The organism is Rudaea sp. 3F27F6 (genome assembly GCF_005503555.1).
Lineage (GTDB): Bacteria > Pseudomonadota > Gammaproteobacteria > Xanthomonadales > Rhodanobacteraceae > Rudaea.
This window is the reverse complement of record NZ_SCNG01000002.1, coordinates 622,685-648,165: the sequence shown is the minus strand read 5'-3', so window position 1 is coordinate 648,165 and position 25,481 is coordinate 622,685. Positions and strand designations below refer to the sequence as shown.

At 62.6% G+C, this 25,481-nt stretch carries 26 protein-coding genes and 1 tRNA gene; 6 read left to right on the top strand and 21 right to left on the bottom strand.

What is annotated here, in order from left to right; translation table 11 throughout:
• Window positions 1-155 precede the first annotated feature (155 nt).
• Both FFS30_RS10625 and FFS30_RS10620 read right to left on the bottom strand, forming a co-directional pair.
• Window positions 156-527, bottom strand: coding sequence for a hypothetical protein (locus tag FFS30_RS10625; RefSeq protein WP_171014559.1), 372 nt, complete (start codon window positions 525-527; stop codon window positions 156-158).
• 165 nt (window positions 528-692) lie between these two features.
• Window positions 693-977: a hypothetical protein gene (locus FFS30_RS10620; RefSeq protein ID WP_137913100.1), complete on the bottom strand. Its 285-nt coding sequence runs from the start codon at window positions 975-977 to the stop codon at window positions 693-695.
• 1,062 nt (window positions 978-2,039) lie between these two features.
• Here FFS30_RS10620 and FFS30_RS10615 point away from each other — a divergent pair.
• Both FFS30_RS10615 and FFS30_RS10610 read left to right on the top strand, forming a co-directional pair.
• Window positions 2,040-2,750: a hypothetical protein gene (locus FFS30_RS10615; RefSeq protein WP_137913099.1), complete on the top strand. Its 711-nt coding sequence runs from the start codon at window positions 2,040-2,042 to the stop codon at window positions 2,748-2,750.
• 75 nt (window positions 2,751-2,825) lie between these two features.
• Complete coding sequence (locus FFS30_RS10610; protein WP_137913098.1) at window positions 2,826-3,776, top strand: hypothetical protein; 951 nt, start codon at window positions 2,826-2,828, stop codon at window positions 3,774-3,776.
• Window positions 3,777-4,377: 601 nt separating this feature from the next.
• Here the strand turns inward: FFS30_RS10610 and FFS30_RS10605 are convergent.
• The 10 genes from FFS30_RS10605 to FFS30_RS10560 form a co-directional block, all read right to left on the bottom strand.
• Window positions 4,378-4,902: a hypothetical protein gene (locus FFS30_RS10605; protein WP_137913097.1), complete on the bottom strand. Its 525-nt coding sequence runs from the start codon at window positions 4,900-4,902 to the stop codon at window positions 4,378-4,380.
• Between the two features lie 350 nt (window positions 4,903-5,252).
• Window positions 5,253-6,482: an integrase arm-type DNA-binding domain-containing protein gene (locus tag FFS30_RS10600; RefSeq protein ID WP_137913096.1), complete on the bottom strand. Its 1,230-nt coding sequence runs from the start codon at window positions 6,480-6,482 to the stop codon at window positions 5,253-5,255.
• Between the two features lie 189 nt (window positions 6,483-6,671).
• Window positions 6,672-6,747 (bottom strand) — tRNA-Asn (locus FFS30_RS10595).
• Window positions 6,748-6,820: 73 nt separating this feature from the next.
• Complete coding sequence (locus FFS30_RS10590) at window positions 6,821-7,378, bottom strand: GspH/FimT family pseudopilin (RefSeq protein ID WP_137913557.1); 558 nt, start codon at window positions 7,376-7,378, stop codon at window positions 6,821-6,823.
• A 133-nt stretch (window positions 7,379-7,511) separates the two neighbouring features.
• Complete coding sequence (gene rlmJ / locus FFS30_RS10585) at window positions 7,512-8,363, bottom strand: 23S rRNA (adenine(2030)-N(6))-methyltransferase RlmJ (RefSeq protein WP_137913095.1); 852 nt, start codon at window positions 8,361-8,363, stop codon at window positions 7,512-7,514.
• A 164-nt stretch (window positions 8,364-8,527) separates the two neighbouring features.
• On the bottom strand, window positions 8,528-9,736 hold the full coding sequence (locus tag FFS30_RS10580) for a copper resistance protein B (protein ID WP_249352379.1): 1,209 nt from the start codon (window positions 9,734-9,736) through the stop codon (window positions 8,528-8,530).
• Window positions 9,733-11,526, bottom strand: a complete 1,794-nt coding sequence (locus FFS30_RS10575) for a copper resistance system multicopper oxidase (RefSeq protein WP_137913094.1) — start codon at window positions 11,524-11,526, stop codon at window positions 9,733-9,735. Before FFS30_RS10575 ends, FFS30_RS10580 begins: the two co-directional genes overlap by 4 nt.
• A 97-nt stretch (window positions 11,527-11,623) precedes the next feature.
• A complete protein-coding gene (locus FFS30_RS10570; protein WP_137913093.1) occupies window positions 11,624-12,025 on the bottom strand; it encodes a hypothetical protein in 402 nt (133 codons plus the stop codon).
• A gap of 115 nt (window positions 12,026-12,140) precedes the next feature.
• Window positions 12,141-12,914 (bottom strand): 4,5-DOPA dioxygenase extradiol, encoded by a 774-nt coding sequence (ygiD, locus tag FFS30_RS10565; RefSeq protein ID WP_137913092.1) that lies wholly within the window; start codon window positions 12,912-12,914, stop codon window positions 12,141-12,143.
• Window positions 12,915-12,916: 2 nt separating this feature from the next.
• The gene (locus tag FFS30_RS10560) at window positions 12,917-13,558 is read right to left on the bottom strand and encodes an NAD(P)-dependent oxidoreductase (RefSeq protein ID WP_137913091.1); all 642 of its coding nucleotides are present in this window, start codon (window positions 13,556-13,558) and stop codon (window positions 12,917-12,919) included.
• A gap of 199 nt (window positions 13,559-13,757) precedes the next feature.
• Here FFS30_RS10560 and FFS30_RS10555 point away from each other — a divergent pair, with 199 nt between their 5' ends.
• Both FFS30_RS10555 and FFS30_RS10550 read left to right on the top strand, forming a co-directional pair.
• A complete protein-coding gene (locus FFS30_RS10555; protein ID WP_137913090.1) occupies window positions 13,758-14,048 on the top strand; it encodes a hypothetical protein in 291 nt (96 codons plus the stop codon).
• Window positions 14,049-14,133: 85 nt separating this feature from the next.
• On the top strand, window positions 14,134-15,435 hold the full coding sequence (locus FFS30_RS10550; RefSeq protein ID WP_137913089.1) for a TIGR03862 family flavoprotein: 1,302 nt from the start codon (window positions 14,134-14,136) through the stop codon (window positions 15,433-15,435).
• A 135-nt stretch (window positions 15,436-15,570) separates the two neighbouring features.
• On the opposite strand, the gene FFS30_RS10545 is transcribed toward FFS30_RS10550, so the two are convergent.
• From FFS30_RS10545 to FFS30_RS10530, 4 genes are read right to left on the bottom strand one after another with little or no spacing between them, the layout of a single operon-like run.
• Window positions 15,571-17,091 (bottom strand): CoA-acylating methylmalonate-semialdehyde dehydrogenase, encoded by a 1,521-nt coding sequence (locus FFS30_RS10545; RefSeq protein WP_137913088.1) that lies wholly within the window; start codon window positions 17,089-17,091, stop codon window positions 15,571-15,573.
• Between the two features lie 43 nt (window positions 17,092-17,134).
• The gene (locus FFS30_RS10540; protein WP_137913087.1) at window positions 17,135-18,133 is read right to left on the bottom strand and encodes an ATP-binding protein; all 999 of its coding nucleotides are present in this window, start codon (window positions 18,131-18,133) and stop codon (window positions 17,135-17,137) included.
• Between the two features lie 5 nt (window positions 18,134-18,138).
• Window positions 18,139-18,828, bottom strand: coding sequence for a response regulator transcription factor (locus tag FFS30_RS10535; RefSeq protein ID WP_137913086.1), 690 nt, complete (start codon window positions 18,826-18,828; stop codon window positions 18,139-18,141).
• Between the two features lie 54 nt (window positions 18,829-18,882).
• A complete protein-coding gene (locus FFS30_RS10530) occupies window positions 18,883-19,359 on the bottom strand; it encodes a periplasmic heavy metal sensor (RefSeq protein WP_171014556.1) in 477 nt (158 codons plus the stop codon).
• Window positions 19,360-19,510: 151 nt separating this feature from the next.
• Here FFS30_RS10530 and FFS30_RS10525 point away from each other — a divergent pair, with 151 nt between their 5' ends.
• Window positions 19,511-20,110, top strand: coding sequence for a GNAT family N-acetyltransferase (locus FFS30_RS10525; protein ID WP_137913084.1), 600 nt, complete (start codon window positions 19,511-19,513; stop codon window positions 20,108-20,110).
• Between the two features lie 371 nt (window positions 20,111-20,481).
• Window positions 20,482-20,922, top strand: coding sequence for a hypothetical protein (locus FFS30_RS10520; RefSeq protein WP_137913083.1), 441 nt, complete (start codon window positions 20,482-20,484; stop codon window positions 20,920-20,922).
• A 132-nt stretch (window positions 20,923-21,054) separates the two neighbouring features.
• On the opposite strand, the gene nth is transcribed toward FFS30_RS10520, so the two are convergent.
• The 5 genes from nth to FFS30_RS10495 form a co-directional block, all read right to left on the bottom strand.
• Window positions 21,055-21,693, bottom strand: coding sequence for an endonuclease III (gene nth, locus FFS30_RS10515; protein WP_137913082.1), 639 nt, complete (start codon window positions 21,691-21,693; stop codon window positions 21,055-21,057).
• Between the two features lie 174 nt (window positions 21,694-21,867).
• Window positions 21,868-22,509 carry an RnfABCDGE type electron transport complex subunit B gene (locus tag FFS30_RS10510; protein WP_137913081.1) on the bottom strand — a complete coding sequence of 214 codons (642 nt, stop codon included), beginning with the start codon at window positions 22,507-22,509 and terminating at the stop codon, window positions 21,868-21,870.
• 17 nt (window positions 22,510-22,526) lie between these two features.
• Window positions 22,527-23,102: a hypothetical protein gene (locus FFS30_RS10505; RefSeq protein WP_137913080.1), complete on the bottom strand. Its 576-nt coding sequence runs from the start codon at window positions 23,100-23,102 to the stop codon at window positions 22,527-22,529.
• 4 nt (window positions 23,103-23,106) lie between these two features.
• The gene (locus FFS30_RS10500) at window positions 23,107-24,057 is read right to left on the bottom strand and encodes an MBL fold metallo-hydrolase (RefSeq protein WP_137913079.1); all 951 of its coding nucleotides are present in this window, start codon (window positions 24,055-24,057) and stop codon (window positions 23,107-23,109) included.
• A gap of 209 nt (window positions 24,058-24,266) precedes the next feature.
• A complete protein-coding gene (locus FFS30_RS10495; RefSeq protein ID WP_137913078.1) occupies window positions 24,267-25,466 on the bottom strand; it encodes an exosporium glycoprotein BclB-related protein in 1,200 nt (399 codons plus the stop codon).
• Window positions 25,467-25,481 lie beyond the last annotated feature (15 nt).

Sequence of the window (25,481 nt, the reverse complement as noted above, 5' to 3'; positions counted from 1 at the left end):
GTGGCGCAACAGGTCCGCCCGCAAAAGCGGAATTGACTAAGAGCAAGAGCAATAGTGCGAGATGCCTCATAGCGTTAACGCTTGAGCTAGCGGCCGCTGCCGCGAGGAGTGTCAGCATACAGCAAGCCGTCGCAGTGATCTGCTTGGGCGAATAGCTAGCTCTTAGCACGCAGTTGCTTGCGAGCGGCAATAACTTGATCGCTCGGTGGTTCCGGCTCGGGCAGCACAAGCTGCCCACCCGATGTGTCCCAGCGGACAAAGCGAACAATGCAAATGCGCTCACGCAGCGTGGAACTGACGCTCGCAACCAATTGATCCACCGTTACGGCTGGGTCTTTGACGTAGGACTGCTCGAGGAGCGAGGGAACGGACGCGGGCGACGACGCAGCAATGTGCATGACGATATTGCGCGCGAGGCTCTTAAATTCGTCTGTTCGAGTGGCGTAGTCACTCTCACATGAGAGCTCAACTAAGACACCGATTCGACCGGCATGCACGTAGCCGTCGATGACATGTACGATATTCACGATGTGGCCCAACGCTTGAACGGAGCTATTGCCGCCGCGAAGGACTCAGCATACCGCAAGTCATTGTGATGATTCGCTTTACGAACGTGGTTCCGAAACAATTCGACCCACAGTTCTGTGGAGAAGCTGCGGGTCGAGCGGGGCTCTCTTGTTGAGAGATGTTCGTCAGTAGTTGATCTGTTGAGAGGGACTGATGGTGAAAATCCCACTCAAAGAGCAGTCGTAATGGTTCCCCAGGGCGTCATAGGCGACACCGTAGCCTGCCGGAGTGGCCTGATTCGACGGCGGCGAGCTGCTGATGTTGCTTGTATTGTTCCAAACAAGATTGGAGTAGTACGTACAGGTAATCGGAGCAGGAGCCGGACCGAAGCCGATGCGCTGATAGAAGGCGTACTTCAGGTCGAAGTTCAGCGTAAGTGTGTTCGAGTTTCCGTCCCATTCCAGAGGCATATTGGTGATCGGAAACTGAGTTGTGTCGACCTTTACGCGTACGTCGAGGAACCATTCGAATACTTACAATTGGAATCGAGTGTGGCCGAGGAGATCGTCAGGGCTCCGGTGGCGGGAGCAAATGAGCCAAGCATCGTCAATGTGCAGTTGACACCAGTGGTTGAGTAAACGGTACCGTTGATGCTCAGGGTGACGGGCGCAGAAAAGGCCGTTGATCCACCTGGGCTCACGCTCCACGCAAACGCCATAGGGGTAACACCCATGCTCGTGCAGAGGATGCCCGCGTATAGGGAAAAACTAGCCGCGACAGCAGACAGCGTTTTCTTCTTGGTCATCTTTGAATCGTACATGCACTACTCCTTGAATCCATGGATATAGGTTGAGTTCGACTTCGATTTTGAGACGGAAGAACTAGCGGAGAAGTTGACTTGAGCCTCGCAGTCAATCTCTGATTCTACAATCACGCAGATCCGGAGTTTCAAATATTGGCCCGCGAGGCCGACTAAATATACGAAGACCTTCGTTACACCGGCATGGCAGAAGTCTGATTTGCTGCGTAGGAAAATTCCTACAAAGGAATCCGAAGCGTCGGACATCATTGGAGAGAGAGCTTCGGGCAAGCTATGGTTCTGCCAATAGCAGGGGGAAAGCATGAAACCACTTATGGCCGGCGCCCTGGCGTTGTTGCTTTTGCTACCAATGGCTGCATCCGCACGCGGAGGGAGCCACAGCAGCGGGGGTAGCGTGCACGTCAGTGGCTACACGCGTGCCAACGGCACGTATGTTCACGACTACTACAGATCGGGTCCAGGCGCTGGATCTGACGTTGGTAGCTCGACGCTTTCGAGCGGAAACTCAGCGAGCAATTTCTGCGACAGCCTCGGCTCACATGAAGGCGATCAGGGCAGCTCGTCTGCATCGATAGGCTTGGCGAAGTCGGACAAGCCGACGTGCGAATTCAAGTCTGTGATGACGGACGAAGAGATTGCCAGGTGCAGGTAATGTCATCTGCCTGCGAGGCCGCTCGGAATTTCTGTACATATACCTGAGGACCAGCGACCTGTGAACCCAGCTATCCTGTGGGCACTTCTTACGTGCCTTCTGATCCTTGAAATTGTTGCTATCCATTTCGTCGGAACGAAGCTCGCGGTTCAGTACGGCGGAGATGTTCGGACGATTTGGTATTTGTTCTGGTTGGCCGTCGTCTGCACAAGCATCCTAGCTCTAGGAGCGAAATTTTATGGATCGATAGACGCGGCTGGAAATTTTCAGGGGCAGTCCGGATCGTGGCTGAAGTGGGCGCTGAATTTTACCCTCGACTTACCTGGCGATGCGGAGTTCTTCGTTGGGCTCTTCGTGGTCGTAGTGGTTCCTCAGTGGCTGAGTTGGCTTTTTAGCGGTCTATGGTTTGGATGTGCTGAAGATTCGGTATTCGTTGGAACCGCGTGGACAGTGATGATTTGGGGACTGGTCAAGTCCTGGTTAGTTGCGGCAGGCGTCTTCTTCCCTGCGCATGTGTGGGGATGCATCCTCGGCTGGCCTGACTTCAGTATGTCTTCTGTAGTCGGCTCGATTTTCCTGTCAACGTCATTGCTCTGCGTCGCATTCGTTTACCTTTCCTTCTACCGCAATTTGTGGTGGCAGACGGAAGAGAACAATACAAAGATCATGCGATTTCGCGCGTTCATGAAACGGCGGTCGACCGCGGCAGATCCACAAAGGCGTACTCTGGATGCCTCAACCAGATCCCGCCGACCTGAAGGTCTCATTTAAAGGCGTGGATGGTGTGAGCCGTACCCATCAATACATTCTGGCCAACAAATTGTTGATTTCGTAGGTGGTGTCTTCATGATTGAACTCGAACCGCGACAACCATCCTTCTGGACTGCATTGCGCGACTATCTTGAGGTCCGAGTTACGAAATTTTCACGAGACCTGGAGGAATGGGCCAAATGGGACGGACCGAAACCTTGGGTGGATTTCAGATTCAACTGGAGCGAAAACGAAACCAAAGCGTACATTCGTCGCGAGGGCCTACAGGCAGAGATCGGATTCACCTTGGGGTTGCTCATAACGCTGGAAGACGCTGCGCAATGGATGAATACGCACGAGCCTTTCCGCTCGAAGTTACGCCTCGCTGCAAATTTGGGCGGTCACGATTTCTCACGGTGGATAATTTATCGATGGTGTGACTGGATTTTTCACCACGAAGTGGGGCATTTTTTCTGTGGGCACCTATCGTCTAGCACCGCCATGTGGGTTGAGGGGGAAGTTCAACAGGGTCGAGATGTCGCTCTCACACAAGCGATGGAAGCCGACGCCGATATGTTCGCGGCCTTTCTATACTTTGATTCGCTCCATCGGCAATTAAGCCAAAATACCTACCAGGACTTCTATAGAACGAATGATCTTGAGGAAATATTCTGGGATCTGGGAATGCTATTTGCAGTCCTTTTTGTGGTTCTCGAATACATAGGTCCGAGTGACAAGGTCAGAACACACCCCAAGGCGCCGGAGCGGTTGCTCCTTTTTTTCATTGAGGGAATGTCGGTCTATAGATCTTCCTCAGGGAAGTCGACCTCCGTCGAAGAAGGAGCGATGTGGGGCGGATTTATCAATGCACTTGTCGTGATGGAACGCGCTGGTAAGGAATTTGCTGACCTATTGGTTAGCACGAAACTGCCAGTTGAAACCTGGAAGGAACTTCTGTTGAGCGCAAAAATTGACGAGCGTCGGTTGTTCAAACTTCCGAACGACTGGATCTTTCGAAGACCGTTGAATTCAACACCGCGGTCCTAGGCCAAGAGGGGCGGCCGTATCCTCCCTCTTCAAGCATCTGAGATCGCATTCGCCCGTTCGGAAAACCCCCGCTCGCGGGCACGCGCACTGCCTTGCATCCGACGCGGCTCGCCACGTTGTCTGCGAGCCCCTGGATGATCTCGACGCGATACGGCGAAATGCTCCCCATAACGTAGGAATTTGCCACAACGGCGAAATGCTCGTGAAAGGCAGCATGCTCAGCCAACATCAATTGGGCGAATTGCTCCCATTTCTTGGCTGCCTCATGCTCGGGCTCGTCGCACTCGATGCGCCAATGGACTTTCTCCGTAGGGATGAATTGCATAGCGGCGTCCTCTACAGTTGAACTACGGTGAGCCTATCGCCGATGGTGCACCACAGCGATCCTCGATGCGCTCGAACGAGGCGGCGCGCGCTGGAAGATGTCAACAACCGAATATCAGAATGCGATTCCCAAGGTGGCGACAAAGGCTGGGGCGACACCACCAAGACGCCCGAGGAAGCGCAGCGCAAGCAGGATTTACGTGCGGCGTCGGCGGCGATTCGACGAGGCGAGGATCTACACGAGCAAACCCGGTCTGCACTTACCATGCGTTTGCGCCTATGCCCGCACAAGCCAATCCATGTGCAAGTCGATCATCAGATCGCAGGTTTCTGTTTCGCAATCAATTGGCGGCATGATCTGAACATATTCAGCAGGAACGCGGCCGAAACTCTTAAGGCGAGCACACCCCTGGCAGCGGGCACTGAACTGAACGTGGGTGAATCTCGTATCAGGGCCGAATTCTGGATCCTTCGCTCGTGAAATGAGGCTTTTTCTGCACAGAGTGAATTCGGCTCGCAACAGGGTGAGCTCGTGTGCTTGAAGGGGGATTGTCTTGCCACGCTCAGTCAGCTCGCCGAAAGCTTGGCGGCTGAGCAGAGCATTGGCTCGCACACCGGCAACTCGCTTTTCAGCGTGCGAAAGTTGCGCGCCAGTCCCGCGATAGCGAGCACAAACCTTCTTCGGGTGCTCGATCACTGCATCTTGCAGCAGCGCTAGGATGGAAGAAAGAGCACTTGGCTGCAGATACCCGAGCGAACCTATCGCCTCAAGCGCGGCGTGTGCATCAAAGGAATCTTCCACGGACACTGACGACGGTCAGGATTTGTGGATGATGTACTGTGCTTCTCTGGGCGGCGAAGCTCGATACTCGATGGGACAAAGCATCGGCACGCCAAATAGGAACGCGGTCGATCGCCGCGACTGCGGATTTCGAGTATTCATGCTTCCCCCTGAATCACGACCGCCGCCTCGCACGCGACTCGTCGCCCTGTTCTTAAATCCTTGCATATTCACTCAAAGCAAACAGTGATTTTTCGCACACAGCATGCCGATCAGGGATTACCTGCATACTGGAGCAACGAAAATGCGGGTGATGTAGGAGTGCCTAGAACGGTGGCCGTGTCCAAATTCCTTAGCGTAGGCCGCAGCGATCAGCCAGCTTTCTTCCTGATCAGCACCACGTCTGCGCCAGCGCACAGGCCGTCGAGATAGTCCGCCCACGCTTGCATCATCTTTCGGCGCTCAGGCAGATGCTTCGCCCGGTTGTAAGCGGCGCGGACCTCATTGCGCTCAGCGTGCGCGAGCTGGCGCTCGATCACGTCAGCCGGCCAAACTTGTTCGTTCAGCAACGTAGACGCCATGCTTCTGAAACCATGCGCCACCATATCGCTGCCGCTATAGCCAAGGCGGCGAAGAGCTAGGTTCACTGTATTCTCGCTCATCGGCCGCGCGCGACTATGCAGGCCCGGAAACACATACCGACCGCGGCCAGTCAATGGATGCAACTCGCGCAGGATCGCTACAGCTTGCGTGGAGAGTGGCACGATGTGCGGCGCGTCCATCTTCATCTTGACCGCAGGGATGCTCCATTGCGGATGTGCGCCTTCAAGGTCGAATTCGGTCCACTCAGCGCGCCGTAGCTCTCCTGGGCGAACGAATAGCAGCGGTGTGAGGCGCAAAGCGCAACGTGTCACCAAGTTGCCCTGATATCCGTCCATTGCTCGCAGCAACTCCCCAATCTTTGTAGGATCGGTGATGGCCGAGTGATTGCGCGGCTTGTGCGTTTCCAGAGCTCCGCGGAGATCGGGTGTTGGGTCGCGTTCAGCTCGGCCCGTGGCGATGGCGTAGCGGAAGACTTGGCCGCAGCGCTGCTTCAGCCGATGTACCGTTTCGAGCTTGCCCGCGGCTTCGACACGACGTAGAACCGATTCCAGCAGCACACGCGGGGTTATCTCAGCGACGGGCCGGGATCCTATCCAAGGGAAAGCCCAGGTCTCGAACATCGCAACTGCCTTCGCGTGCGTCGTCTTTGCGAGCTTGCTGGACTGCTTCTGTAGCCATTCGCGCGCGATGGCCTCGAAAGTATTTGTGGCAGCGTCGCGAGCGGCTAGTACAGTTGCTTTGCGTTCGGCGTTCGGATCTATGCCATCCCGTAAGAGTGTGCGCGCAACCTCGCGGCGCTGGCGTGCTTCGGCAAGCGAAACCTCTGGGAACACTCCGAGTGCGAGCAACTTTTCCTTTCCGGCGAATCGATATTTCAGTCGCCAGTATTTCCCGCCTTGCTCTGTTACGTGCAGAAAAAGGCCACCGCTATCGAAATGTTTCCCAATGCTTGGAGACTTCAACGCGACTGCAGTCAGCTTGCCTTTGTCGCCTGCCATGTCCGCATCCTCGCATTGGGGGTACATGTCCCGATGGAAAGGAAAATTCGGGGGTACACCCCCAAATGTACCCCCGCGATTGGTGGGATGCAATTGGACGGCTTCGGACGGTATGAAACAAAAAACCCCGCTAGAAGGCGGGGTTTAGGGGTTTCGTTGGACTTTGTTGGACGTCCTGAAACATTCAATTGGCTCCCCGAGACGGACTCGAACCGCCGACCCAGTGATTAACAGTCACTTGCTCTACCGACTGAGCTATCGGGGAATCGCATAAGCGAGCCGCATATTCTCTTCGACTCGTTTGGTTCAGTCAATAGCTACGGAGCAAAACGGGAAAGCTACCTGCTCAGGCCGGCGCAGGCCTGGGCGGCGCGCGTGGGGTCGGGCTGGATTTCGCGCACGCGGCCGGGGTTGCTGACCACGATGGTTTTGGCTTCTTGGACTCCGCGGCGGTCGCAGACGGTGTAGGTCAGGTCGGTGCCGCTCGCGCTGCCGTCGGGGCGGTAGCGTACGAACTTGCGGCCTGCGCTCGTCGCGATGGCGACGCCCGTTTGTTCGCCGATGACTTCGAGCAGCGGTTCGTCCTCGTCGCGGCGGCCGTTCTGGTTGGCGTCCTCGAACACGATCCAGCCGCCTTGCCACGAGGCGCGGTCGGAGCAGGTCGCATGGTTTTCGCTCGGGCAGACGATGACTTCGCGGCGCACGCTGACCGCGGTCATGCGTGCGAGGCCGAGCGAGCCCAGTAGCGAGCTGCGCGCGGTGCGTGAATGCGCGCCGTGGAGCAGGTTGCCGAGCGCCGGCGCGCTTATCGAAGTCAGCACGGCGAGGATGGCGAGGGTGAAAATCAGTTCGATAAGGGTAAGGCCGAACTGATTCGATACGGGAAGATTGCGCATGACCGTTCCTCCATTGGAGTGCGGTCAAGATAGGCGGCGAAGCCGGTGTCCGAAATGTACGCTGGCCGCGCGGCGGCGTAGGAATTCCCCGATTCGATGCGTGCGATGTCGTGGCGAGGCGATGCGGGTTCGACTACTCGCGAGTCAGCCATTCGAGACGATGGTTCGCACGCGAACTGCGCGCGAGCAGGCGCACGAGATCGGGCAGAAGCTGTGCTAGCCACGCGTCGAACTGCCACGGCGCATTGACGATGACCATGCCGCAGCCGTTGAGGCGCAGCGGCGAGTCGTCGGCGTCGATCATCAGTTCGGCGGCCAGCGTCTTCTTGATGCCGCGTTTTGCGAACCAGCGGTAGAACGGCAATAGCTGTCGCCGCAGTTTGATCGGATACCAGATCGCGTAGATGCCGGTCGGCCAGTGCGCATAGGCATTTGCAAGCGCGGTTTCGATCAGGCGAAATTCGGCTTCCTGTGCCTCGAACGGCGGATCGATCAGGACCAGGCCGCGACGCTCTTTCGGTGGGACAAGTCCGGACAGCGCCGCATAGCCGTCGCGTTCGTGCACGCCGACGCGTTTGTCGGCGGCGAACAGGGTTTTGAGCGCAGTCGTTTCGGCCTGTTGGACTTCGCAAAGCGCAATGCGGTCGGTTGCGCGCAGCACCAGTCCCGCGATCAGCGGCGAGCCGGGATAGACGTTCAGATGGCCGTTTTCGTCCGCGGCATTCGCGGAGCGCAGCAGGTCGAAGTAGGGACGCAGGCTCGACGGCAGATTCGACGCGACGAGCAGGCGCTGCACGCCGTCGACGAACTCGCCGGTCTTGCGCGCTTCTTCGTCGCGCAGGTCGTAACGTCCGGCACCGGCATGCGTATCGACGTAGCAGAACGGTGCCGGCTTGAGCTTGAGCGCATCGAACAGGCCGATAAGGATGGCGTGTTTGAAGACGTCGGCAAAGTTGCCGGCATGGAAGGCGTGGCGGTAGTTCATCGCGCCATCCTAGCATTCGACGCAACTGAGCCGGCGGCCAAGTTTTTACAGCAGTACACGCGGACGACGCGTCGTCGTCCGCGTGTACGATTCAAGTCACCAATGTGGATCGATCGGTCAACGCTATCAGGGCGAAGACTCCGACCGTGCTCATGGTGGAAGCCTCAATACCAGATACGAAAGCCGGCGACGATCTGCCTGTCGAAAGCGGAGTGACCGTCGGCCCGGGCGAATTCGGCGCTGTCGCCGAAGCGCTTGGTCCACTGCACGCCGACGTAAGGCGCGAACTCGCGGCGGATTTCGTAGCGCAAGCGCAAACCGAACTGGGCGTCCGACAGTCCGCTGCCGATGCCGAGTTCGGGATCTTTCTTGCCATAGAAATTCACTTCGACTTCGGGCTGCAGGATTAGCCGCTGGGTGAACAGCAGTTCGTATTCGGCACGCAGACGCAGGGCGCTGTGGCCCGATTGACCGAGATAGGCCGTCGCCTCGAGCTCGAACCAATAAGGCGCAAGTCCTTGCATGCCGAATGCGGCCCAGGTGCGCGCCGGTCCTTCGCCGAAGTCGCGGCGCATGCCGAGCTGGGTGCTCCAGAACGTCGCCACGTTGCGGTTCCAGAACGCTTCGAGATTTCCTTCTTCGAGCCGGCCGCCGCTGCGTTCGCCTTCGCTGCGCAGCCACAGTTTGTTGACGTCGTTGCCGTACCAACCCTCGACCTCCCAGGACTGGCCGTTCGCCGCATTGCCGTGGAACGCTTCGAGTTGGTCGATCAGCAGCATCGCGTGCGGCGCATTGTCGGCCATGTCCATGCCGGTCATCGGGCCGTAGCCGATGCCGTCGGAGTAGTCCGGGCTGCGTGCGCCCGGCGGTGCGTTGCCGCCTTGCATCGGTGCCATCGAGCCGTGGTCCATGCCCGGCATCGCGGCGTGGTCGGACATTTCCGCAGACGCTTTCGCCGGCGCCGCGTGTTGGGAATGATCCATCGCGGGCGCCGCCGCATTCTGCGCGGATGGTTGGGCATTCGCTGAATGTTGCGAATGGTCCATACCCGACATCGCCGCATGGTCGTGCGTTTCCGCTGCTGCTTTCGCCGGCGCCGTGTGCTCGGAATGATTCATCGCGGGCGCCGCCGCGTTCTGCGAGGCCGGCTCGGCATTCGCTGCATGCTGCGAATGGTCCATGCCCGCCATCGCCGCATGATCGGCGTGCGATGTTTTATCCGCTGCCGCTTTCGCATCGTGGCCGGCATGTGAGGCATGATCCATCGGCGGTATTTCTTGCTGCGCCGGCGTCGTATCGTTGCTTTGCGCAATCGCGAGTGCCGGCAATGCCGACGCGATCGCGAGCATCAGTTTGCTGAGCGTCGGACTCATGACACCACCACTTCGCGGAACATGCCCGCTTCCATGTGATAGAGCAGGTGACAGTGGTAGGCCCAGCGGCCGAGCGCGTCGGCAGTCACCGAGTAGGTGATGCGCTGCGCCGGCTGTACGATGATCGTGTGCTTGCGCACCTGGAATTCGCCGTCGGGATTTTCCAGGTCGCTCCACATGCCGTGCAGATGGATCGGATGGGTCATCATCGTGTCGTTGACGAGAACGATGCGCACGCGTTCGCCGTAGCGGAAATGCACCGGCGCCGCGTCGGAAAATTTCAGGCCGTCGAACGACCAGATGAAGCGCTCCATATTGCCGGTTAGATGCAGTTCGATCTCGCGGCCCGGCGCGCGCGCGTCGATCGCGCCGCCGGGTGTGTGCAGGTCGGCGTAGGTCAGTACGCGACGCCCGTTGCCGCGCAGGCCGATGCCGGGATCGTCGAGATTGGTGCGCGGCGTGTCGACGCGCATGTCGACGGTTGGCCCGTACTCGGTGCGCGCATGATGCACGCGCGGCGCTGGCGCGGCGGATTTGGCCGCGGACATGTCGTGCTGCATGCCCGCCATACCGTCGTGCTGCATCGACGCGTGCCCCATTGCGGCGTGATCCATGCCACCCATGTCGTGGCCGCCGCCCATGCTCATCGCGCCCATCATGTCGCCCATGCTGAGCCAGGGGCGCGGATCGAGCGCGGGCACTTCGGCCTGCATCCCCGCCTGCGGCGCGAGCGTGCCGCGGGCAAAGCCCGAGCGGTCGATCGACTGTGCGAACAGCGTGTAGGCGCGGTCGTCCTGCGGTTCCACGATGACGTCGTAGGTTTCGGCGGCGGCGATGCGGAATTCGTCGATCGTCACCGGTTCGACGTATTGGCCGTCGGCTGCGACGACGGTCATTTTCAGTCCCGGAATGCGCACGTCGAAGATCGTCGACGACGAGCCGTTGACGAAACGCAGGCGCACGCGCTCGCCGCGGCGGAACAGGCCGGTCCAGTTGCCGGCCGGCGCCGTGCCGTTCATCAGGTAGGTGTAGGTATGGCCCGAGACGTCGGCGAGGTCGGTCGGGTTCATGCGCATCTCGTTCCACATTTTGCGCTCGGCCAGAGCGTTGCCGAGGCCGCTGCGGCGCGCGTCGCGCAGGAAATCGCCGACCGTCGGCTGGGCGAAGTTGTAGTAGTTGCTCTGCTTCTTGAGGCGGGCGTAGATGCGCTCGGGATCGTCGTCGGTCCAGTCGCTGAGCAGGACCACGTGTTCGCGGTCGCTGTGCACGCGGTCGTTGCCGGCCGGGTCGATGACGATCGCGCCGTACAGCCCGGTCTGTTCCTGGAAGCGCGTATGCGCGTGGTACCAGTACGTGCCGCTCTGGCGCACCGGAAACCGGTAGGTGAATGTGGTGCCCGCATCGATGCCGGCGAAGCTGATGCCGGGCACGCCGTCCATATCGGCCGGCAGGATGATGCCGTGCCAGTGGATCGAGGTCGAGGTGCGCATGCGGTTGGTCACGCGCAGCGTCACCGTCGTGCCTTCGCGCCAGCGCAGGATCGGCGCGGGCACGCCGCCGTTAACCGTGGTCGCTGGGCGCGTGCGGCCGGTGAAGTTGACCTGGGTTTCGGCGATGTCGAGGGCGAAGTCGGTGCCGGTCAATATGCCGGGCTGGGCGGAGGCGGGCGTCTCTGCGCGCAACGACGCGCGCGGCCAACCGAGTCCGGCGCCGGCCGCGCCGAGCGCAAGGCCCTGGACGAAACGTCGCCGCGCCAAATCCGGGCGCGGCGGGATGAAGATGGATGTCATGGTTCTCTCTCGGATAAATACAGGTCGCGCAAAGTCTTGCGACCGTGTGCGTGCACCGCGCGCCAACGGCGCGGTTGCGTGGAACGGCGAGCGAGAATCAGGCGGCCGGCGGCCGCAATGGCGGACCGTGGCCGCGTGTCGGTACGGGCGGAGATCCCATTGACGCAAACGTTTCGGGCGCGGAATAGCCGATCCAGAGGCGCTGGAAGGTCAGTGCGATCGGCAGGCTGCAGGTCGCCGAGCAGGTGCACGAACCGCCGTCCGAACAGCACGACGCGGCGCCTGCATGGTCCTCGTTACACGCGGAGGCGGGCTGCATATGGCAGTGCGCATGTGCGGCTGCGTGCGCGACATGTGCGTGATGCCCAGAGTGCGCCGCCGCCGGTTTCGTTGCTGCCGATTGAGGCAGCAGCGCACTCGCACCGAGCAGCAGCCACAGCACCGCAAACAGGCGGTGCATAAGCAGGCGGTGGCGCAAGGTGCTCAGGGAGAAAACCATGTGACGAGCTTACCGTTCCGGACGGGCGGACTCAACGAATCGAGAAGACGCGGGCCGCGCAGTATGGACTCTGGACTGCAGTCCAGAGTCAAGCGTCGTTGTGTTGAAGCAGGCGTCAACCGACCAGCACCGAGGTCATCGAGATCGTGCTGAAGTAGCCGACGTTGTGGAACGAAACCGCATCGTCGTTACGGCGCGCGCCGAGTACGTAGAGCAGCGGCAGATAGTGTTCGGGCGTCGGCACGGCAAGCGCGGCCTCGCGGTCGAGCGAGCGCCAGTCGCAGAGATCGTCGATGCGCCCGGCGGCGATGCGTGCGCGCACCGTTTCATCGAAGCGCACGGCCCAGTCGGTAGGCTTAGGATCGCGAAAATTCAGTGTGCGCAGGTTGTGCACGATGTTGCCGCTGCCGAGAATCAGCACGCCATCGTCGCGCAGTGCGGCAAGTTCTCGGCCGAGCGCCGCATGGAACGCGCCGGGCTGCGACGTGTCGATGCTCAATTGCAGGGTCGGCACGTCGGCGTCGGGATACATCACCTGGAGCACGCTCCACGCGCCGTGGTCGAGGCCCCATTCCGGCGTCGGCTGTACTTTTACACTTTTCACCAGGGCGGCGATGCGTTGCGCGAGTGCCGGATCGCCCGGCGCCGGATAGCGCACGTCGAACAGCGCCTGCGGAAAGCCGTAGAAATCGTGGATCGTCTGTGGCTGCGCCGCGTTGCAGACGCCCGTGCCGCGCGTCTCCCAATGCGCCGAGACGCACAGGATCGCCTTGGGTTTCGGCAAACGCGCGGCCAGCTCCCGCCAGCCGCGCGTAAAGGCGTTGTCCTCGATCGCGTTCATCGGCGAGCCGTGGCCGACGAAGAGCGCGGGCATGCGCGTGAAGCTCACTTTTAGTACGCCACCGTGATGCGCTGATGCGACTTGTCGTTCTTCTCGACGCGATCGAGGATGGCGATCGCATAGTCGGGAATGGTGATCCGGCTGTTGCCGCTCGCATCGACCAGCAGCTGATCGCCGCCGATACGGTACTGGCCGCTGCGCTCGCCGTCGACGAGCAGGGCGGCCGGACTAACATAAGTCCAGTCGATGTTCGCTTTGGAGGCGCGGAAGACGGCAAGTGCTTCGGCCTGCGCGGTCGCTTCGGGCAGCCATTCCTTCGGGAACTGCGGCGACGAGGCGACGGTGACGCCCGGTGCGGTTTCGAGGCTGCCGGCGCCGCCGACCCAGACGAAACGCTTGACGCCCGCGGCGGGCAGCGCGTCGAGCAGGGTCGCGGCGTATTTCGGGATCAGACCCGCGTCGGCGTCGCGGCGGCCGGAAACGCTCGCAATTGCCGCGTCGACGCCGTGCAGCGCCGTGGCGTAAGTCGCCGGGTTGCCGACGTCGCCGGCAACGACTTTGACTTTGGGGTTGTCGATTTTCGCGCGCGCCGGATCGCGCACGATGGCGACGACTTCGTGGCCGCGTGCCAGCGCTTCGTCGAGGATGCCGTGGCCGACGTGGCCGCCGGCACCGAACAGGGCAATGATCATGGTGTTTGCTCGAAAGGGGGAAGGAACCGATAGCATGCGTCCGCCGTCGCATCGATTCAATCTCACCGATGGAACGCTGCGTCCGCGCAGGATGACGATTGTCATTGCACGCTACTGACGTGCGCGACTGCCGGGCGGCGCCGCGATCGCCGATGCTGTGTCCACGGCGCGATGGCTTCGCGCGATCACGGAGACGAGCATGAGCATGGCAATGACGACCCTGACCGATACGGTGCGCCGCGTCCAGGACGGGGTGAAGCGCGACGGCTTTGCGGGCGGTTTCGAGGCGGTCCAGGCGGCCTATGCGGATGCGTCGGCAGGCCGGCAGAACGCCGCGTCTGGTGCCGGCGGCATGGACTTGAACAAATGGCTGATCGTGATCGCGGCCGTGTTCGGCGGATTCCTCGTCTGGCGCGCCACGCGCAAGCTCGCGCATCTCGCGATCGCCGTGTTCTGGGTCTGGTTTGCCACGCGCGGTTTCCGCTTTTGAGGCCACGCCGCGCCATTCGGCCGGCTTGCGATGGTAGATTACGCCGCCGCCCGGCCGGGCGGCTTGAGGCGGTGCGGATCGAACGATGCGGGAAAGTGACGAAGGAACGGCGGCCAAGTCCGCGCCCGAGCAGGGAAGTGGCCGGCGCAGGGTCGCGATCATCGGCGGCGGACCGGCCGGCCTGATGGCCGCGGAGACGGCGCGCGCTGCCGGCGCGGCCGTCGATGTTTACGAGCGCATGGGTTCGGTCGGGCGCAAGTTCCTGATCGCGGGCAAGGGCGGCCTCAATCTGACCCATTCCGATCCGTTCGATGAATTCGTTGCGCGCTATCGCGAGCGCACCGGCGAGCTGCGCGCGTGGCTGGAAAAATTCGATGCCGAGGCTCTGCGCGCATGGGCGCGCGGACTCGGCGTCGAGACGTTTGTCGGCACGTCGGGCCGCGTGTTTCCGAACGATCTCAAGGCCGCGCCGCTGCTGCGCGGCTGGGTGCGGCGCCTGCGCGCGAGCGGTGTCGGTTTTCACGTACACCAACGCTGGCTCGGCTGGCACGACGACGGCGCGCTGCGCTTCGCCAATGAAGACGAAGAACTCGCCGTCGAGGCCGACGCGGTCGTGCTCGCCCTCGGCGGCGGCAGTTGGCCGGTGCTCGGCTCGGACGGTTCGTGGGTGCCGCTGCTCGAAGCGCGCGCGATCGATCTCGCGCCGCTGCAGCCGGCCAACTGCGGCTTCGACGTCGTGCGCGACGGCCGCGAGGGCTGGAGCGAAATCTTTGCCGGCAAATACGCCGGCCAGCCGATCAAGCCGGTCGTGATCGAACGGCGCCTCGCCAACGGGGAAACTGTGCGCCGCCAGGGCGAATTCGTCGTGACCGCGACCGGCGTCGAAGGCAGTTTGATCTATGCCCTGAGCGCCGAGTTGCGCGACGAGATTGCCGCGCGCGGTGGCGCGACAATCCATCTCGATCTCGCGCCGAACCGCGAGATCGGCCGGCTTGCGCGCGATCTTGCGCAGCCGCGCGGCAAGCGCACGCTCAGCGAGCATCTGCGCCGCCACGCGGGCATCGACGGAGTCAAGGCCGGATTGCTCTACGAACTACTCACCAAGGACGAGATGCAGAATCCCGAGCGCCTCGCCCGCGTGATCAAAGCACTGCCGCTGCATCTGCTCCGCGCGCGGCCGCTCGACGAAGCGATCAGCACGGCTGGCGGTGTGCGCTTCGCCGCGTTGAACGCGAGCCTGATGCTCGAGGCGCTGCCCGGCACGTTCTGCGCGGGCGAGATGATCGATTGGGAAGCGCCGACCGGTGGCTATCTGCTTACGGCCTGCTTCGCCAGCGGAAAGATCGCCGGGCACGGCGCGGCGGAATGGGCGGCGCGATCGAATTGACGATGCGTCATCCGCGTCGTTCGCGCTAAGCACGGGCCGTAGCAGCTCGATTTATCGAGCCCGAATGTCGATTCGTGTGTGAAAAACCGGGCGCAATGAATTGCGCCACGGCGACCCAGCTCTACGACGCTGCGCTCAGTGAGCGACCGGCATCGTGAACTGCGCGCCTTTGGCGATCGAATCGGGCCAACGCTGCATCACGCTCTTGTAGCGCGTGTAGAAGCGCACGCCTTCTTCGCCATAGATGTGCTGGTCGCCGAACAGCGAGCGTTTCCAGCCGCCGAACGAATGCCATGCCATCGGCACCGGGATCGGCACATTGATGCCGACCATGCCGCACTTGATCTGCCGTGCGAACGCACGCGCGACACCGCCGTCCGAGGTGTAGCACGACACGCCGTTGCCGAACTCGTGCGCATTGATCAGTTCGACCGCGCTGGCGAAATCGGCCACGCGCACGATGCCGAGCACGGGGCCGAAGATTTCCTCGCGATGGATCTTCATGCCGGGCTCGACATGGTCGAACAGCGTGCCGCCGAGAAAGAATCCGTCTTCGTGTCCGTTGACCACGTGATTGCGCCCGTCGACGACGAGCCTGGCGCCTTCGGCCACGCCGGCGTCGATGTAACCGGTGACCTTGTCGCGATGCGTCGCGGTGACCAACGGGCCCATTTCGACCTGCGCGTCCATGCCGCTGCCGATCTTCAGCGCCTTCACGCGCGCGGCGAGCCGGTCGACCAGTTCGTCGGCGACGTCGCCGACCGCGACCGCGACTGAAATCGCCATGCAGCGCTCGCCGGCGGAGCCGTAGCCGGCGCCGATCAGTGCGTCGACGGCCTGGTCGAGATCGGCATCGGGCATCACGATCAAGTGGTTCTTCGCGCCGCCGAGAGCCTGCACGCGTTTGCCGCGTGCGGTTCCCTGCGCGTAGATGTATTCGGCGATCGGCGTCGAGCCGACGAAGGACAGCGCGGCCACGTCGGCATGCGCGATCAGCGCATCGACCGCAGTCTTGTCACCCTGGACGACGTTGAATACGCCATCGGGCAGGCCGGCTTGCTTGAGCAGTTTCGCGATCAGCAGCGACGGCGAGGGATCGCGCTCGGACGGCTTCAGCACGAAGGTGTTGCCGCAGGCCAATGCGATCGGAATCATCCACAGCGGCACCATGAACGGGAAATTGAACGGCGTGATGCCGGCGACGACGCCGAGCGGCTGGCGCAGGCTGTAGTTGTCGATGCCGCCGCCGATCTGGTCGGTGTACTGGCCTTTGAGCAGATGCGGTGCGGCGCAGGCGAACTCGACCACTTCGATGCCGCGCGTGATCTCGCCCTTCGCGTCGGAGAAAACCTTGCCGTGCTCGCGCGTGATCAGTTCGGCGAATTCGTCCTGGTGCGCGTCGAGCAGCGCCTTGAACGCGAACAGGATGCGCGCGCGCTTGAGCGGTGGCGTTTCGCTCCACGCGGGAAACGCTGTGCGCGCCGCGGCGACGGCTGCATCGACTTCGTCCGTGCCGGCGAGCGCGACCTGGCCGGTGACGCTGCCGAGCGCCGGGTCGAATACGTCGCTGTGGCGCTCGCTGTTGCCGACGACTTCGCGGCCGTCGATGTAGTGGGCGATCTGGCGAATGGATAGCTCGGGCGATGTGCGGTTCATGCGGAGGTGTCGGCTTAAGTTGCGGCGGATGTCGAGTGCCATCCTACAACGTATCCCGCAGCGTTGCCGCCGATGCGGCCCGGGGCGAGAGCGGCAGCTCGACGAAGAACGCATTGCTGCCGTCTGCGTTCGCGCGATAGCCCGCGCTGCCGTCGTGGCGCTCGGCGATTTGCCTGACGAGGGCGAGGCCGAGTCCGGCGCCGGCATGGCCGCTCGCGGCCTCCGCGCGCCGGTAGAACGGTTCGAACAAGTGCGCGGCTTGATCGGAAGGAATGGCCGCGCCGCGGTCGCGGACTGTGATTTCCGCGGTCGCGTCGTCCGCAGTGATGTCGACTTGAATCGGCGGCACACCGTGGCGCTGCGCGTTCTCCAAGAGGTTGCGCAACATGCGGCGCAGCAGCCGCGAGTCGCCGCGCAATACCACATGCGAGCCGTCGAGCTGCATGTCGTCGTAGTGCGAGCATTCTTCGGCGGCAAGGCCGAGCAGATCGATCTCTTCGTCGATGCCGAGGGTCGGAACTGCGTCGAGCCGGCTGGCGAGCAGAATCTCACCGATCAGTTGATCGAGTTCGGCAATGTCCTGCTCCAGGCCGGCCTTGCGCCGCGGATCGGCGAATTCCTTCATCAATTCGGCGGAGAGGCGAATGCGCGCGAGCGGCGTGCGCAGCTCGTGCGAGGCGTTGGCGAGCAGGGTCTTGTGCGCGCCGACCAGTGCTTCGATGCGGTCGGCGGCGCGGTTGAAGCTCGCGGCAAGCCGCGCCACTTCGTCCTTGCCCTTGACCTGCACGCGCGCGGAAAGATTGCCCGAGCCGAGCGATTCGACCGCGCGTTCCAGCCTCTCCAGGCGTTTGGTCAGACGCCGCGTGAGCGGATAGGTTGCGAGCGTGATGCACAACGCGAGCGCGGGGAAGATGACGAAAGAGTGGATGCCGTGCACGAGCGGACTGCCGTCGTCGACGTGCATGAACACGACGCCGCCGAGCGCAAACGCGGCGAGGCTGCCGAGCAGGGTGAGGAAGAAACGCGTGTGCAGATGCGACATGCGGTTCAACTCTGCGCCTTGGCGAACACGTAGCCGGTGCCGCGCACGGTGATGATGCGCCGCGGCTGCTTCGGTTCGTCCTCGATCGCCGCGCGGATGCGCGAGATGTGCACGTCGATCGAACGGTCGAACGCTTCCAATTGTTCTCCTTTGACCAGATCGAGCAACGCTTCGCGCGACAGCACGCGGCCCGCGTTTTCGGCGAGCGCAACGAGCAGGGCGAACTGATACGACGTGATCTCGCGCGGACTGCCGTCGAGACGCACGCTGCGGCCGGCGCGATCGATCTCCAGGCGGCCAAACGACATGACCTCTTCGGCAGGATAAGGGCGACCGCGCCGGCGCAGGATAGAGCGCAGACGTGCGAGCAGTTCACGCGGTTCGAACGGCTTCGGCAGATAGTCGTCTGCGCCGATTTCGAGTCCGACGATGCGGTCCATCGCGTCGCCGCGCGCGGTAAGCATCAGGATCGGCACATCGGACTTGACGCGTGACTGGCGGCAGACGTCGAGACCGTCCATGTCGGGCAGCATCAGATCGAGCACGACGGCATCGTGCGGAACCGCGGCGAGTTTTTGCAGCGCAATGGCGCCGGTCGACGCCACGTCCACGCGAAAGCCCGCCTTGGCGAGATACTCGACAAGCATCTCGGCGAGGCGGGGGTCATCTTCAACGAGGAGAATGCGTTCTGCCATGCACGCAGCCGGCTTCGATCAATGCACGGATCGCAACACGCTTCCGTTGCGGGGTCAACCGCCGTGCTGCTGCGCGTGATCGGCGAGCGCTTTGCGTTGCACGGGCGTGAGCGTCTCGGCGACGTCGGTGATGAACTGCGTGGAGCGCTTGGATTCCTGCTCCGTTGCACTCATCTGCGCCGCACGCGCTGCTTCGATCGCGGCGCGATCGATGCTGTCGGCGGTGAGCAGGGAGAACATCTGCATATGGCTCTTGCGCATGCTCGTCTGGATCGGCGCGAGATCGGCGTTGGCCTGCTGCACGAGCGCGGCCAGCCGGGCCTTCTGCGCATCGGTCGCGCCGGTGTTGTCGTAGACGAATTGCAGCATGGTCTGCACATGCCCCACGACATCGCTGACCGGGTCGTGGGCGAGGGCGCGAGTGGACCCGGCGATGGCAAGGCCGCCGAGAAAGACGGACAGAATCGCGGGCCGGACTGTGGCACGGCGCAGCGTCAACAGACTGTCGCGGACGAACTGGGAAGTGATCATGGTCGATACCTTCGTATTGGCGGGGAAGATGCCCCGCGAAACAGTCTGCGCGGCGAGTGTTGGCGGCATTTGTGGCTTGAGTAAAGTTGTGTGAAGCCGGCGCGGATATGCGCGCTTTGCACCGGCGGGAGCTTCGGCTATCGTCGCGCGCATGATCGACGTGAAGACCTTCCGCGGCGCGCAAGTCGAACCGTATCTCGATGCCGTCGCCGCATTGCGCATCGCCGTGTTCCGCGACTGGCCGTATCTGTATGCGGGAGATCGCGGCTACGAGAAGCAATACCTGGCGACCTATGCGAAATCGCCCGAAAGCCTGTTCGTGCTCGCCTTCGACGGCGAACGCGTGATCGGCGCGTCGACCGGCATTCCGCTAAGCGACGAGACGCCCGCTTTCCAGAAACCGTTTCGCGATCGCGGCATCGCCTTGGGCGACGTGTTCTATTTCGGCGAGTCGGTCCTGCTCGGCGAGTATCGCGGCCACGGCCTCGGTCATCGTTTCTTCGACGAGCGCGAGGGCTACGCACGCAGCCTCGGCCGCTTCGCGCTGACCGCGTTCTGCGCCGTCGAGCGCGATGCCGGCGATCCGCGCCGCTCTGTCGGCCATCGCGACAACGACGCGTTCTGGCTCAAGCGCGGTTACGCGCGCCAGGACGATATGTTCTGCGAACTCGACTGGCAGGAAATCGGGGCGGCGCAGGCGAGCATTCATCGCTTGCGCTTCTGGCTAAGGACGCTTGTGAAATTGGCGTGACCGCCGCGATGCCGAACCGCCGTGTGCGCTAAGGCGCAAACGAAAATCGTGGCGGGTATACAGACCGGCATCAGCCAATTGAAGTAACCGCCGTGTGCGATGCAATGCGCCTTGAAGAATCGGCACCCGTGACACCGCATGTCAAAGCAGTGACGTTGTGCGGCATGCGCCGATGCCGGTGGGCAGAAAATATGTGATCGGTTGCGCGGAATGCGCGCCATTTAGCGCGGCACCGAATTTGCAGCACTGGCAAGTTGGTTTGAAGCCGGCGTCTTGCGCGCCGCCTTTGCATCAGCCCGCATCGGGATATGCGGTGAAGTCGAATACTCTCGAAGTAATCCGTTTTCTTGGCCGAAAAAGGAGAATTTGTAATGATGATTCGTCGAATTTCCGCCTCTGCCGTCTATCTTCCCGCCGCCGCATTCTTGTGGCTTCTCGGTGCCGGACAAGCGGCGTACGCCGACGGCACCCTCGCCGGAGGGCCGATTTACGCGGGCGGTTCTCAAACCACGGCCGTTTGCTACGTCTTCAACGTCGGCAACGGCAGCGCTTATTTCCAGAAGCTGCAGATCATCAGCGAGAACGGCACCATTTTCCAAGGCGGCACGCTCAAGGGCACGAGCTGCCCTGCATCGACGTCGCCGTTCTCCGAAGGCAAGAGCTGCTATTTGTCGGCGACCATCGGCGGCGGCCAGAGTTATTCGTGCCGGGTCAGCTACACCGGCAACGGCGTCAATCTGACCGGTTCGATGGATCTTCGCGACGGCGATGGCAATGCGAGCGTCACGATAGCTTTGCAGCAGAAGCCGTAGAGATTGGCGACGCAATTCGGGGAGTTGCCGCCGGCCTTGTTCAAAAAGATACGGAACAGTTTTGCGGCAACGATCCGGGTGCGCTTCGGCGTCCGCGGATAAAAAAGCGTGCGCATCGGCGCAGTCGCGCTTTCACGCGGCCGCGGTCTTGTGTTTGTACTCGCACAGATCGCGGATCACGCATTGCGGGCAGTCGGGCTTGCGCGCCTTGCACACGTAGCGGCCGTGCAGGATCAGCCAATGGTGCGCGTCGAGCTTGAATTCGTCGGACACGACTTTTTCGAGTTTGTCCTCGACCGCGCGCACGGTCTTACCGGGCGCGAGGCCGGTGCGGTTGGAGACGCGGAAGATATGCGTATCGACCGCGATCGTCGGCATGCCAAATGCGGTATTGAGCACCACGTTCGCGGTCTTGCGGCCGACGCCGGGCAGCGCTTCGAGCGCGTCGCGCGTGCGCGGTACTTCGCCGCCGTATTGTTCGACGAGGATGCGGCAGGTCGCGATCACATTCTTCGCCTTGGCGTTGAACAGGCCGATCGTCGAGATATAGCTGCGCAGCTTTTCCTCGCCGAGTTCGAGGATCGCCTTTGCCGTGCCGGCGACCGGGTATAGCCGGCGCGTCGCCTTGTTCACGCCGACGTCGGTCGCCTGCGCCGACAGGATCACCGAGATCAGCAACTGAAATGGCGTCGCGTATTCGAGTTCGCTGCGCGGTTTCGGATTGACCTCGCGCAGGCGGCGGAAGATTTCCGCGCGTTTTTCCGCATTCATCTATCGAATGGCCTAAAAGTTGAGTTTGCAGCGGGTAAAGGGATCGGGCTTTGAAAAGCTAAAGATCGAGTCGCGGAGAACACGGAGAAGAACGCCAACATAAATTGTTCTCTGTGTTCTCCGTGGTGGAGGTTTTATATCGGTGCTTATCGAAGCCGCATGGGCTTTTCCAAGCTATGCGTCCTTCGGTTCGCCCGTGCCGGAGCGCTTCGCCTTCGCGCGTGCAATCGCCTCGAGCACGGCGCTGCGCGCACCGTCGCGGACCTCGGCCTTGCGCGCGGCGATCGCCGCCTCGCGTTCGTCGCGTTCGCGCGCGAGGCGCGCATTGCGCGCGTCGTAGCGCTGCCGGTAGTGCGCGGCGTGCGCATTGTGCGCCAAGCTGTTCTGCGTCTCGTCGACGATCATCGCGATGCAGTCGACCGGGCAGGCCGGAATGCACAGCTCGCAGCCGCTGCACTCTGCGCTCAGCACGGTGTGCATGAGTTTGTTCGCGCCGACGATCGCATCGACCGGACAGACCTGGATGCACTTGGTGCAGCCGATGCAGGCGTCCTCGTCGATCACCGCGATCTCGGCCGGCTGTTCGACGCCGTTCGCCGGGTTGAGCGGTTTTGTTTCGCGGCCGAGCAGGGTGGCAAGTTCGCGGATGCCTTCGGCGCCACCCGGCGGGCATTGATTGAGATCGGCTTCGCCCGCGGCGATCGCCTCGGCATAGGCAAGGCAGGCCGGATAGCCGCAGCGCGTGCACTGGGTCTGCGGCAGCAGCGCGTCGATGCGCTGAACGAGCGATGGCGGATCGGGTAGGGCGGTGGACATGCGTGACTACACTGCGCTCAGGCGCCGGAAGCGCGGTCGCGCAGGATCGACCAGCGTTCCTGCGGCGGCGACTGCCAGCGATGCGCGCAATTATCGCAGCGGTACTGCCATTTGAGGCGGAACGCGGAGTAGAGCGGCGGCAGCACGGCGGTCAACAGAAAGAAAACGGCGGTGGACAAGGCCACCGTACCGACGATGTCGATATGGCTCAGCGAGCTGGCATAGTGGGCGACGGCGATGGCGACGAAAACAGGCACGCTGAGGAAACTGAGGAAGAACCAGATAAACAGAAGGCGCCGCGGCACCGCATTGTCGCGCACGGCGTGGCCGCCGCAGTTCGGACAGAGATCGAGGTCGTCGTCGGCTGCTGCGAGACGGCGTTTACCGTGTAGATAGTCGTCGATGTGTTTCTGCGCGTCGGCCAGCTCGCCGTCATCGATCATCACGCGATAGCCCCCGTAGGCGATCGCCTGCATCCAGTCTGTGCGCACGATATTGTCGTTGAACACCCAGGCGTCGATGCCTTCGTGGTGCAACATCTGCGCGACGATATGCGCGTCGTACCAGTCGAGCGTCCAGTAGGCGCGGCGCATGCGCTCAGCGGCCTTTGGCTCCCGAAGCGGCCTGCTTGTCGAGCCAGACTTCGAGTCCCTGGGTATTCAGTTCGATGTCCACTCCGAGCAGCTCGCGCACCTGCTGCGCATCGAACCTACAGCCGTGCGCCTGCGCGCGCGCGACGTACAAATCGGCGAGATCGTCGGCGATGCGCGTGTGGCGGTCGGCGTCGGCCGCATGCGCCTGGGTGATCGCGACCATCGCGTCGATCTGCGTGTAAAGATCTCGGCCGAGTCGCGGCACGTCGGTGACGCGGCTGTAGTGGGTCAGAAACATCTGCTGCGGATCGCGTTCGAGCATGCGCGCGACGGAGTGTTTGAGCGCATCGGGCTCGAACTGCACCGGCGTCGACGTCGGCAGAATGAAGGCGCCTTTGTCGGTATCGAATTCGCGGTAGGAAAGGCCGAAGGTGTCGCCGGTGAAGAACGCGCGGCTCGCGGCGTCCCAAAGGCAGATGTGGTGGCGCGCATGGCCCGGCGTGTCGAAGCAGAGCAGCTCGCGTCCGGCGAGATCGACGACATGGCCGTCGCCCGCTTCGACGACGCGTTCGGCCGGCACCGGCACGAGGGTGCCGTAGCTGCGCGCGATTTCCTCGGGGCCGTAGACCGCGGTCGCGCCGGCGATCAGCGCGGACGGATCGATCATGTGGCGTGCGCCGCGCGGATGCACGACGAGCTTTGCATTCGGAAAGTTCTGCATCGCCAGGCCGGCGCCGCCGGCATGATCGAGATGCACGTGGGTCAGGATCACGTAGTCGATCTGCTCGACGCCGATCTGTTTGCGTTTCAGCGCATCGAGCAGCAACGGAATGGAATGATTGGTGCCGACGTCGACAAACGCCGCGCGGCCGTTGTGCACGATGAGATGGCTGGCATCGAACTGCGGGCGGAAAAAGCCCGTATCGATCGCGGTGATGTGGTGGTCGAAATCCATAGTGGACGGAGTGTAGCGCGACTCCGCGGCGGAGATCGCGCTGCGGCCGGCAGCATGCGGCCGATCGGCGTGGATTTCTCCGGCACATGTCGAATCGTAGCCGTCGCAATGGCATGCACGCGACGGCGTATATCGCACCGCTCAAACCCGGTTGCGCAAAGCGGCACGCGCACAACGCACGCATGCCGCAGGATTTGCGCAAAACGGGTTTACTGTATCGCTACGGCGCCGCTCCAATAGCCCTGCACCGTGTTGATCAGGGTGAGTCCGGTAGCAGAGGCCGAGACCACGTACAGCAGTCGCGTCTGCGGCGTCACCGGGATGCTGAGTCCGGTCGTGACGCCGTTCGATATCGTGCCGATGGCGATGAGGCCGGTGAACGCCGGGGCCAGGATCACCTGAGTTCCCGCAACCGGCGTGAACGTGTTGTTCGGCGTGGCCGACGCGTACAACTGCCCGGTCAGAGTGACGGTGCTGCCGACCAGACTCAGCGCCGCGGTGTTGCTGAAATACGCGGAGATCGAGGTGATGGTGCCGGCGCGAGGCACGCTGAAAGCGAAATTCTGCAGCACGCCGGGGCCGCCGGTCAGATCGATCGTCCCGCCGATGATGCTCGACGTGGAGGCGCTGTTGCCGAAACCGACCAGGCCTCCCGTACCCGGCAGACCGCCGGCAATCGTCGTGACGGCCAGCGGCAGACCCGATGCGATCGGGATGATCGCGCTGCTTCCGCTAGGCCCAGTCGGACCGGTTGCGCCGGTCACGCCGACGAGACCCGTGGCTCCGGTTGCGCCAGTCGGGCCGGTCGCACCGGTATCGCCGGTTGCGCCGATCGGTCCGGTGACACCTGTGACACCTTGCGCGCCCAGCGGACCGGTGGCGCCCGCAGTGCCCTGCGGCCCGGTCGGGCCGGGGTTGCCTATCGGCCCGGTGACGCCCTGAATGCCTTGAATGCCTTGCGGGCCCGTCGGGCCTGTCGCGCCGCCGCCCGCTCCGGTCGGGCCGATCGGGCCTACGGGGCCGGTGACACCTTGAATGCCCTGGGCGCCGGTCGGTCCGGTGACGCCCGCGCCGGTCGCACCCGTGGGGCCTGTCGCGCCGGCGGGTCCGGTTGCGCCCGTCGCCCCGGTTGCGCCGCCCGGCAGCGTGCCGCACGGGCCGAGCTGGCCGCTGACCGCGTTGAAGCAGAGTGCGCTCGACTGGGTCGCTGCGCCGGGCAACGACGCAAAGAACAGCTTGCCGCTTGGATCGATCGTGAACTGCGGCGTGCCCGCCGAATTGTTGACGACGAAGCCACCGCCGCTCGGCGGGGTGACCGCAACGTTTTGTGCGGCGGCACCGGTCGACAGCAGAACGCCGGCGATAAGGGCACTGAGTGAACGGGGACGCAGGGCGAAGTTCGTTTTCATAGAGGCAGATCCAAA

Bases quoted from the DNA above. Each gene is read 5' to 3' on its own strand.
- FFS30_RS10620 (WP_137913100.1), bottom strand. From the start codon at position 977: ATGCCTCTGGAATGGGACGGAAACTCGAACACACTTACGCTGAACTTC.
- FFS30_RS10610 (WP_137913098.1), top strand. From the start codon at position 2,826: ATGATTGAACTCGAACCGCGACAACCATCCTTCTGGACTGCATTGCGC.
- FFS30_RS10600 (WP_137913096.1), bottom strand. From the start codon at position 6,482: ATGGCAGGCGACAAAGGCAAGCTGACTGCAGTCGCGTTGAAGTCTCCA.
- FFS30_RS10590 (WP_137913557.1), bottom strand. From the start codon at position 7,378: ATGCGCAATCTTCCCGTATCGAATCAGTTCGGCCTTACCCTTATCGAA.
- rlmJ (WP_137913095.1), bottom strand. From the start codon at position 8,363: ATGAACTACCGCCACGCCTTCCATGCCGGCAACTTTGCCGACGTCTTC.
- FFS30_RS10580 (WP_249352379.1), bottom strand. From the start codon at position 9,736: ATGAGTCCGACGCTCAGCAAACTGATGCTCGCGATCGCGTCGGCATTG.
- FFS30_RS10575 (WP_137913094.1), bottom strand. From the start codon at position 11,526: ATGACATCCATCTTCATCCCGCCGCGCCCGGATTTGGCGCGGCGACGT.
- FFS30_RS10570 (WP_137913093.1), bottom strand. From the start codon at position 12,025: ATGGTTTTCTCCCTGAGCACCTTGCGCCACCGCCTGCTTATGCACCGC.
- FFS30_RS10560 (WP_137913091.1), bottom strand. From the start codon at position 13,558: ATGATCATTGCCCTGTTCGGTGCCGGCGGCCACGTCGGCCACGGCATC.
- FFS30_RS10555 (WP_137913090.1), top strand. From the start codon at position 13,758: ATGAGCATGGCAATGACGACCCTGACCGATACGGTGCGCCGCGTCCAG.
- FFS30_RS10550 (WP_137913089.1), top strand. From the start codon at position 14,134: ATGCGGGAAAGTGACGAAGGAACGGCGGCCAAGTCCGCGCCCGAGCAG.
- FFS30_RS10545 (WP_137913088.1), bottom strand. From the start codon at position 17,091: ATGAACCGCACATCGCCCGAGCTATCCATTCGCCAGATCGCCCACTAC.
- FFS30_RS10540 (WP_137913087.1), bottom strand. From the start codon at position 18,133: ATGTCGCATCTGCACACGCGTTTCTTCCTCACCCTGCTCGGCAGCCTC.
- FFS30_RS10535 (WP_137913086.1), bottom strand. From the start codon at position 18,828: ATGGCAGAACGCATTCTCCTCGTTGAAGATGACCCCCGCCTCGCCGAG.
- FFS30_RS10530 (WP_171014556.1), bottom strand. From the start codon at position 19,359: ATGATCACTTCCCAGTTCGTCCGCGACAGTCTGTTGACGCTGCGCCGT.
- FFS30_RS10525 (WP_137913084.1), top strand. From the start codon at position 19,511: ATGATCGACGTGAAGACCTTCCGCGGCGCGCAAGTCGAACCGTATCTC.
- FFS30_RS10520 (WP_137913083.1), top strand. From the start codon at position 20,482: ATGATGATTCGTCGAATTTCCGCCTCTGCCGTCTATCTTCCCGCCGCC.
- nth (WP_137913082.1), bottom strand. From the start codon at position 21,693: ATGAATGCGGAAAAACGCGCGGAAATCTTCCGCCGCCTGCGCGAGGTC.
- FFS30_RS10510 (WP_137913081.1), bottom strand. From the start codon at position 22,509: ATGTCCACCGCCCTACCCGATCCGCCATCGCTCGTTCAGCGCATCGAC.
- FFS30_RS10505 (WP_137913080.1), bottom strand. From the start codon at position 23,102: ATGCGCCGCGCCTACTGGACGCTCGACTGGTACGACGCGCATATCGTC.
- FFS30_RS10500 (WP_137913079.1), bottom strand. From the start codon at position 24,057: ATGGATTTCGACCACCACATCACCGCGATCGATACGGGCTTTTTCCGC.
- FFS30_RS10495 (WP_137913078.1), bottom strand. From the start codon at position 25,466: ATGAAAACGAACTTCGCCCTGCGTCCCCGTTCACTCAGTGCCCTTATC.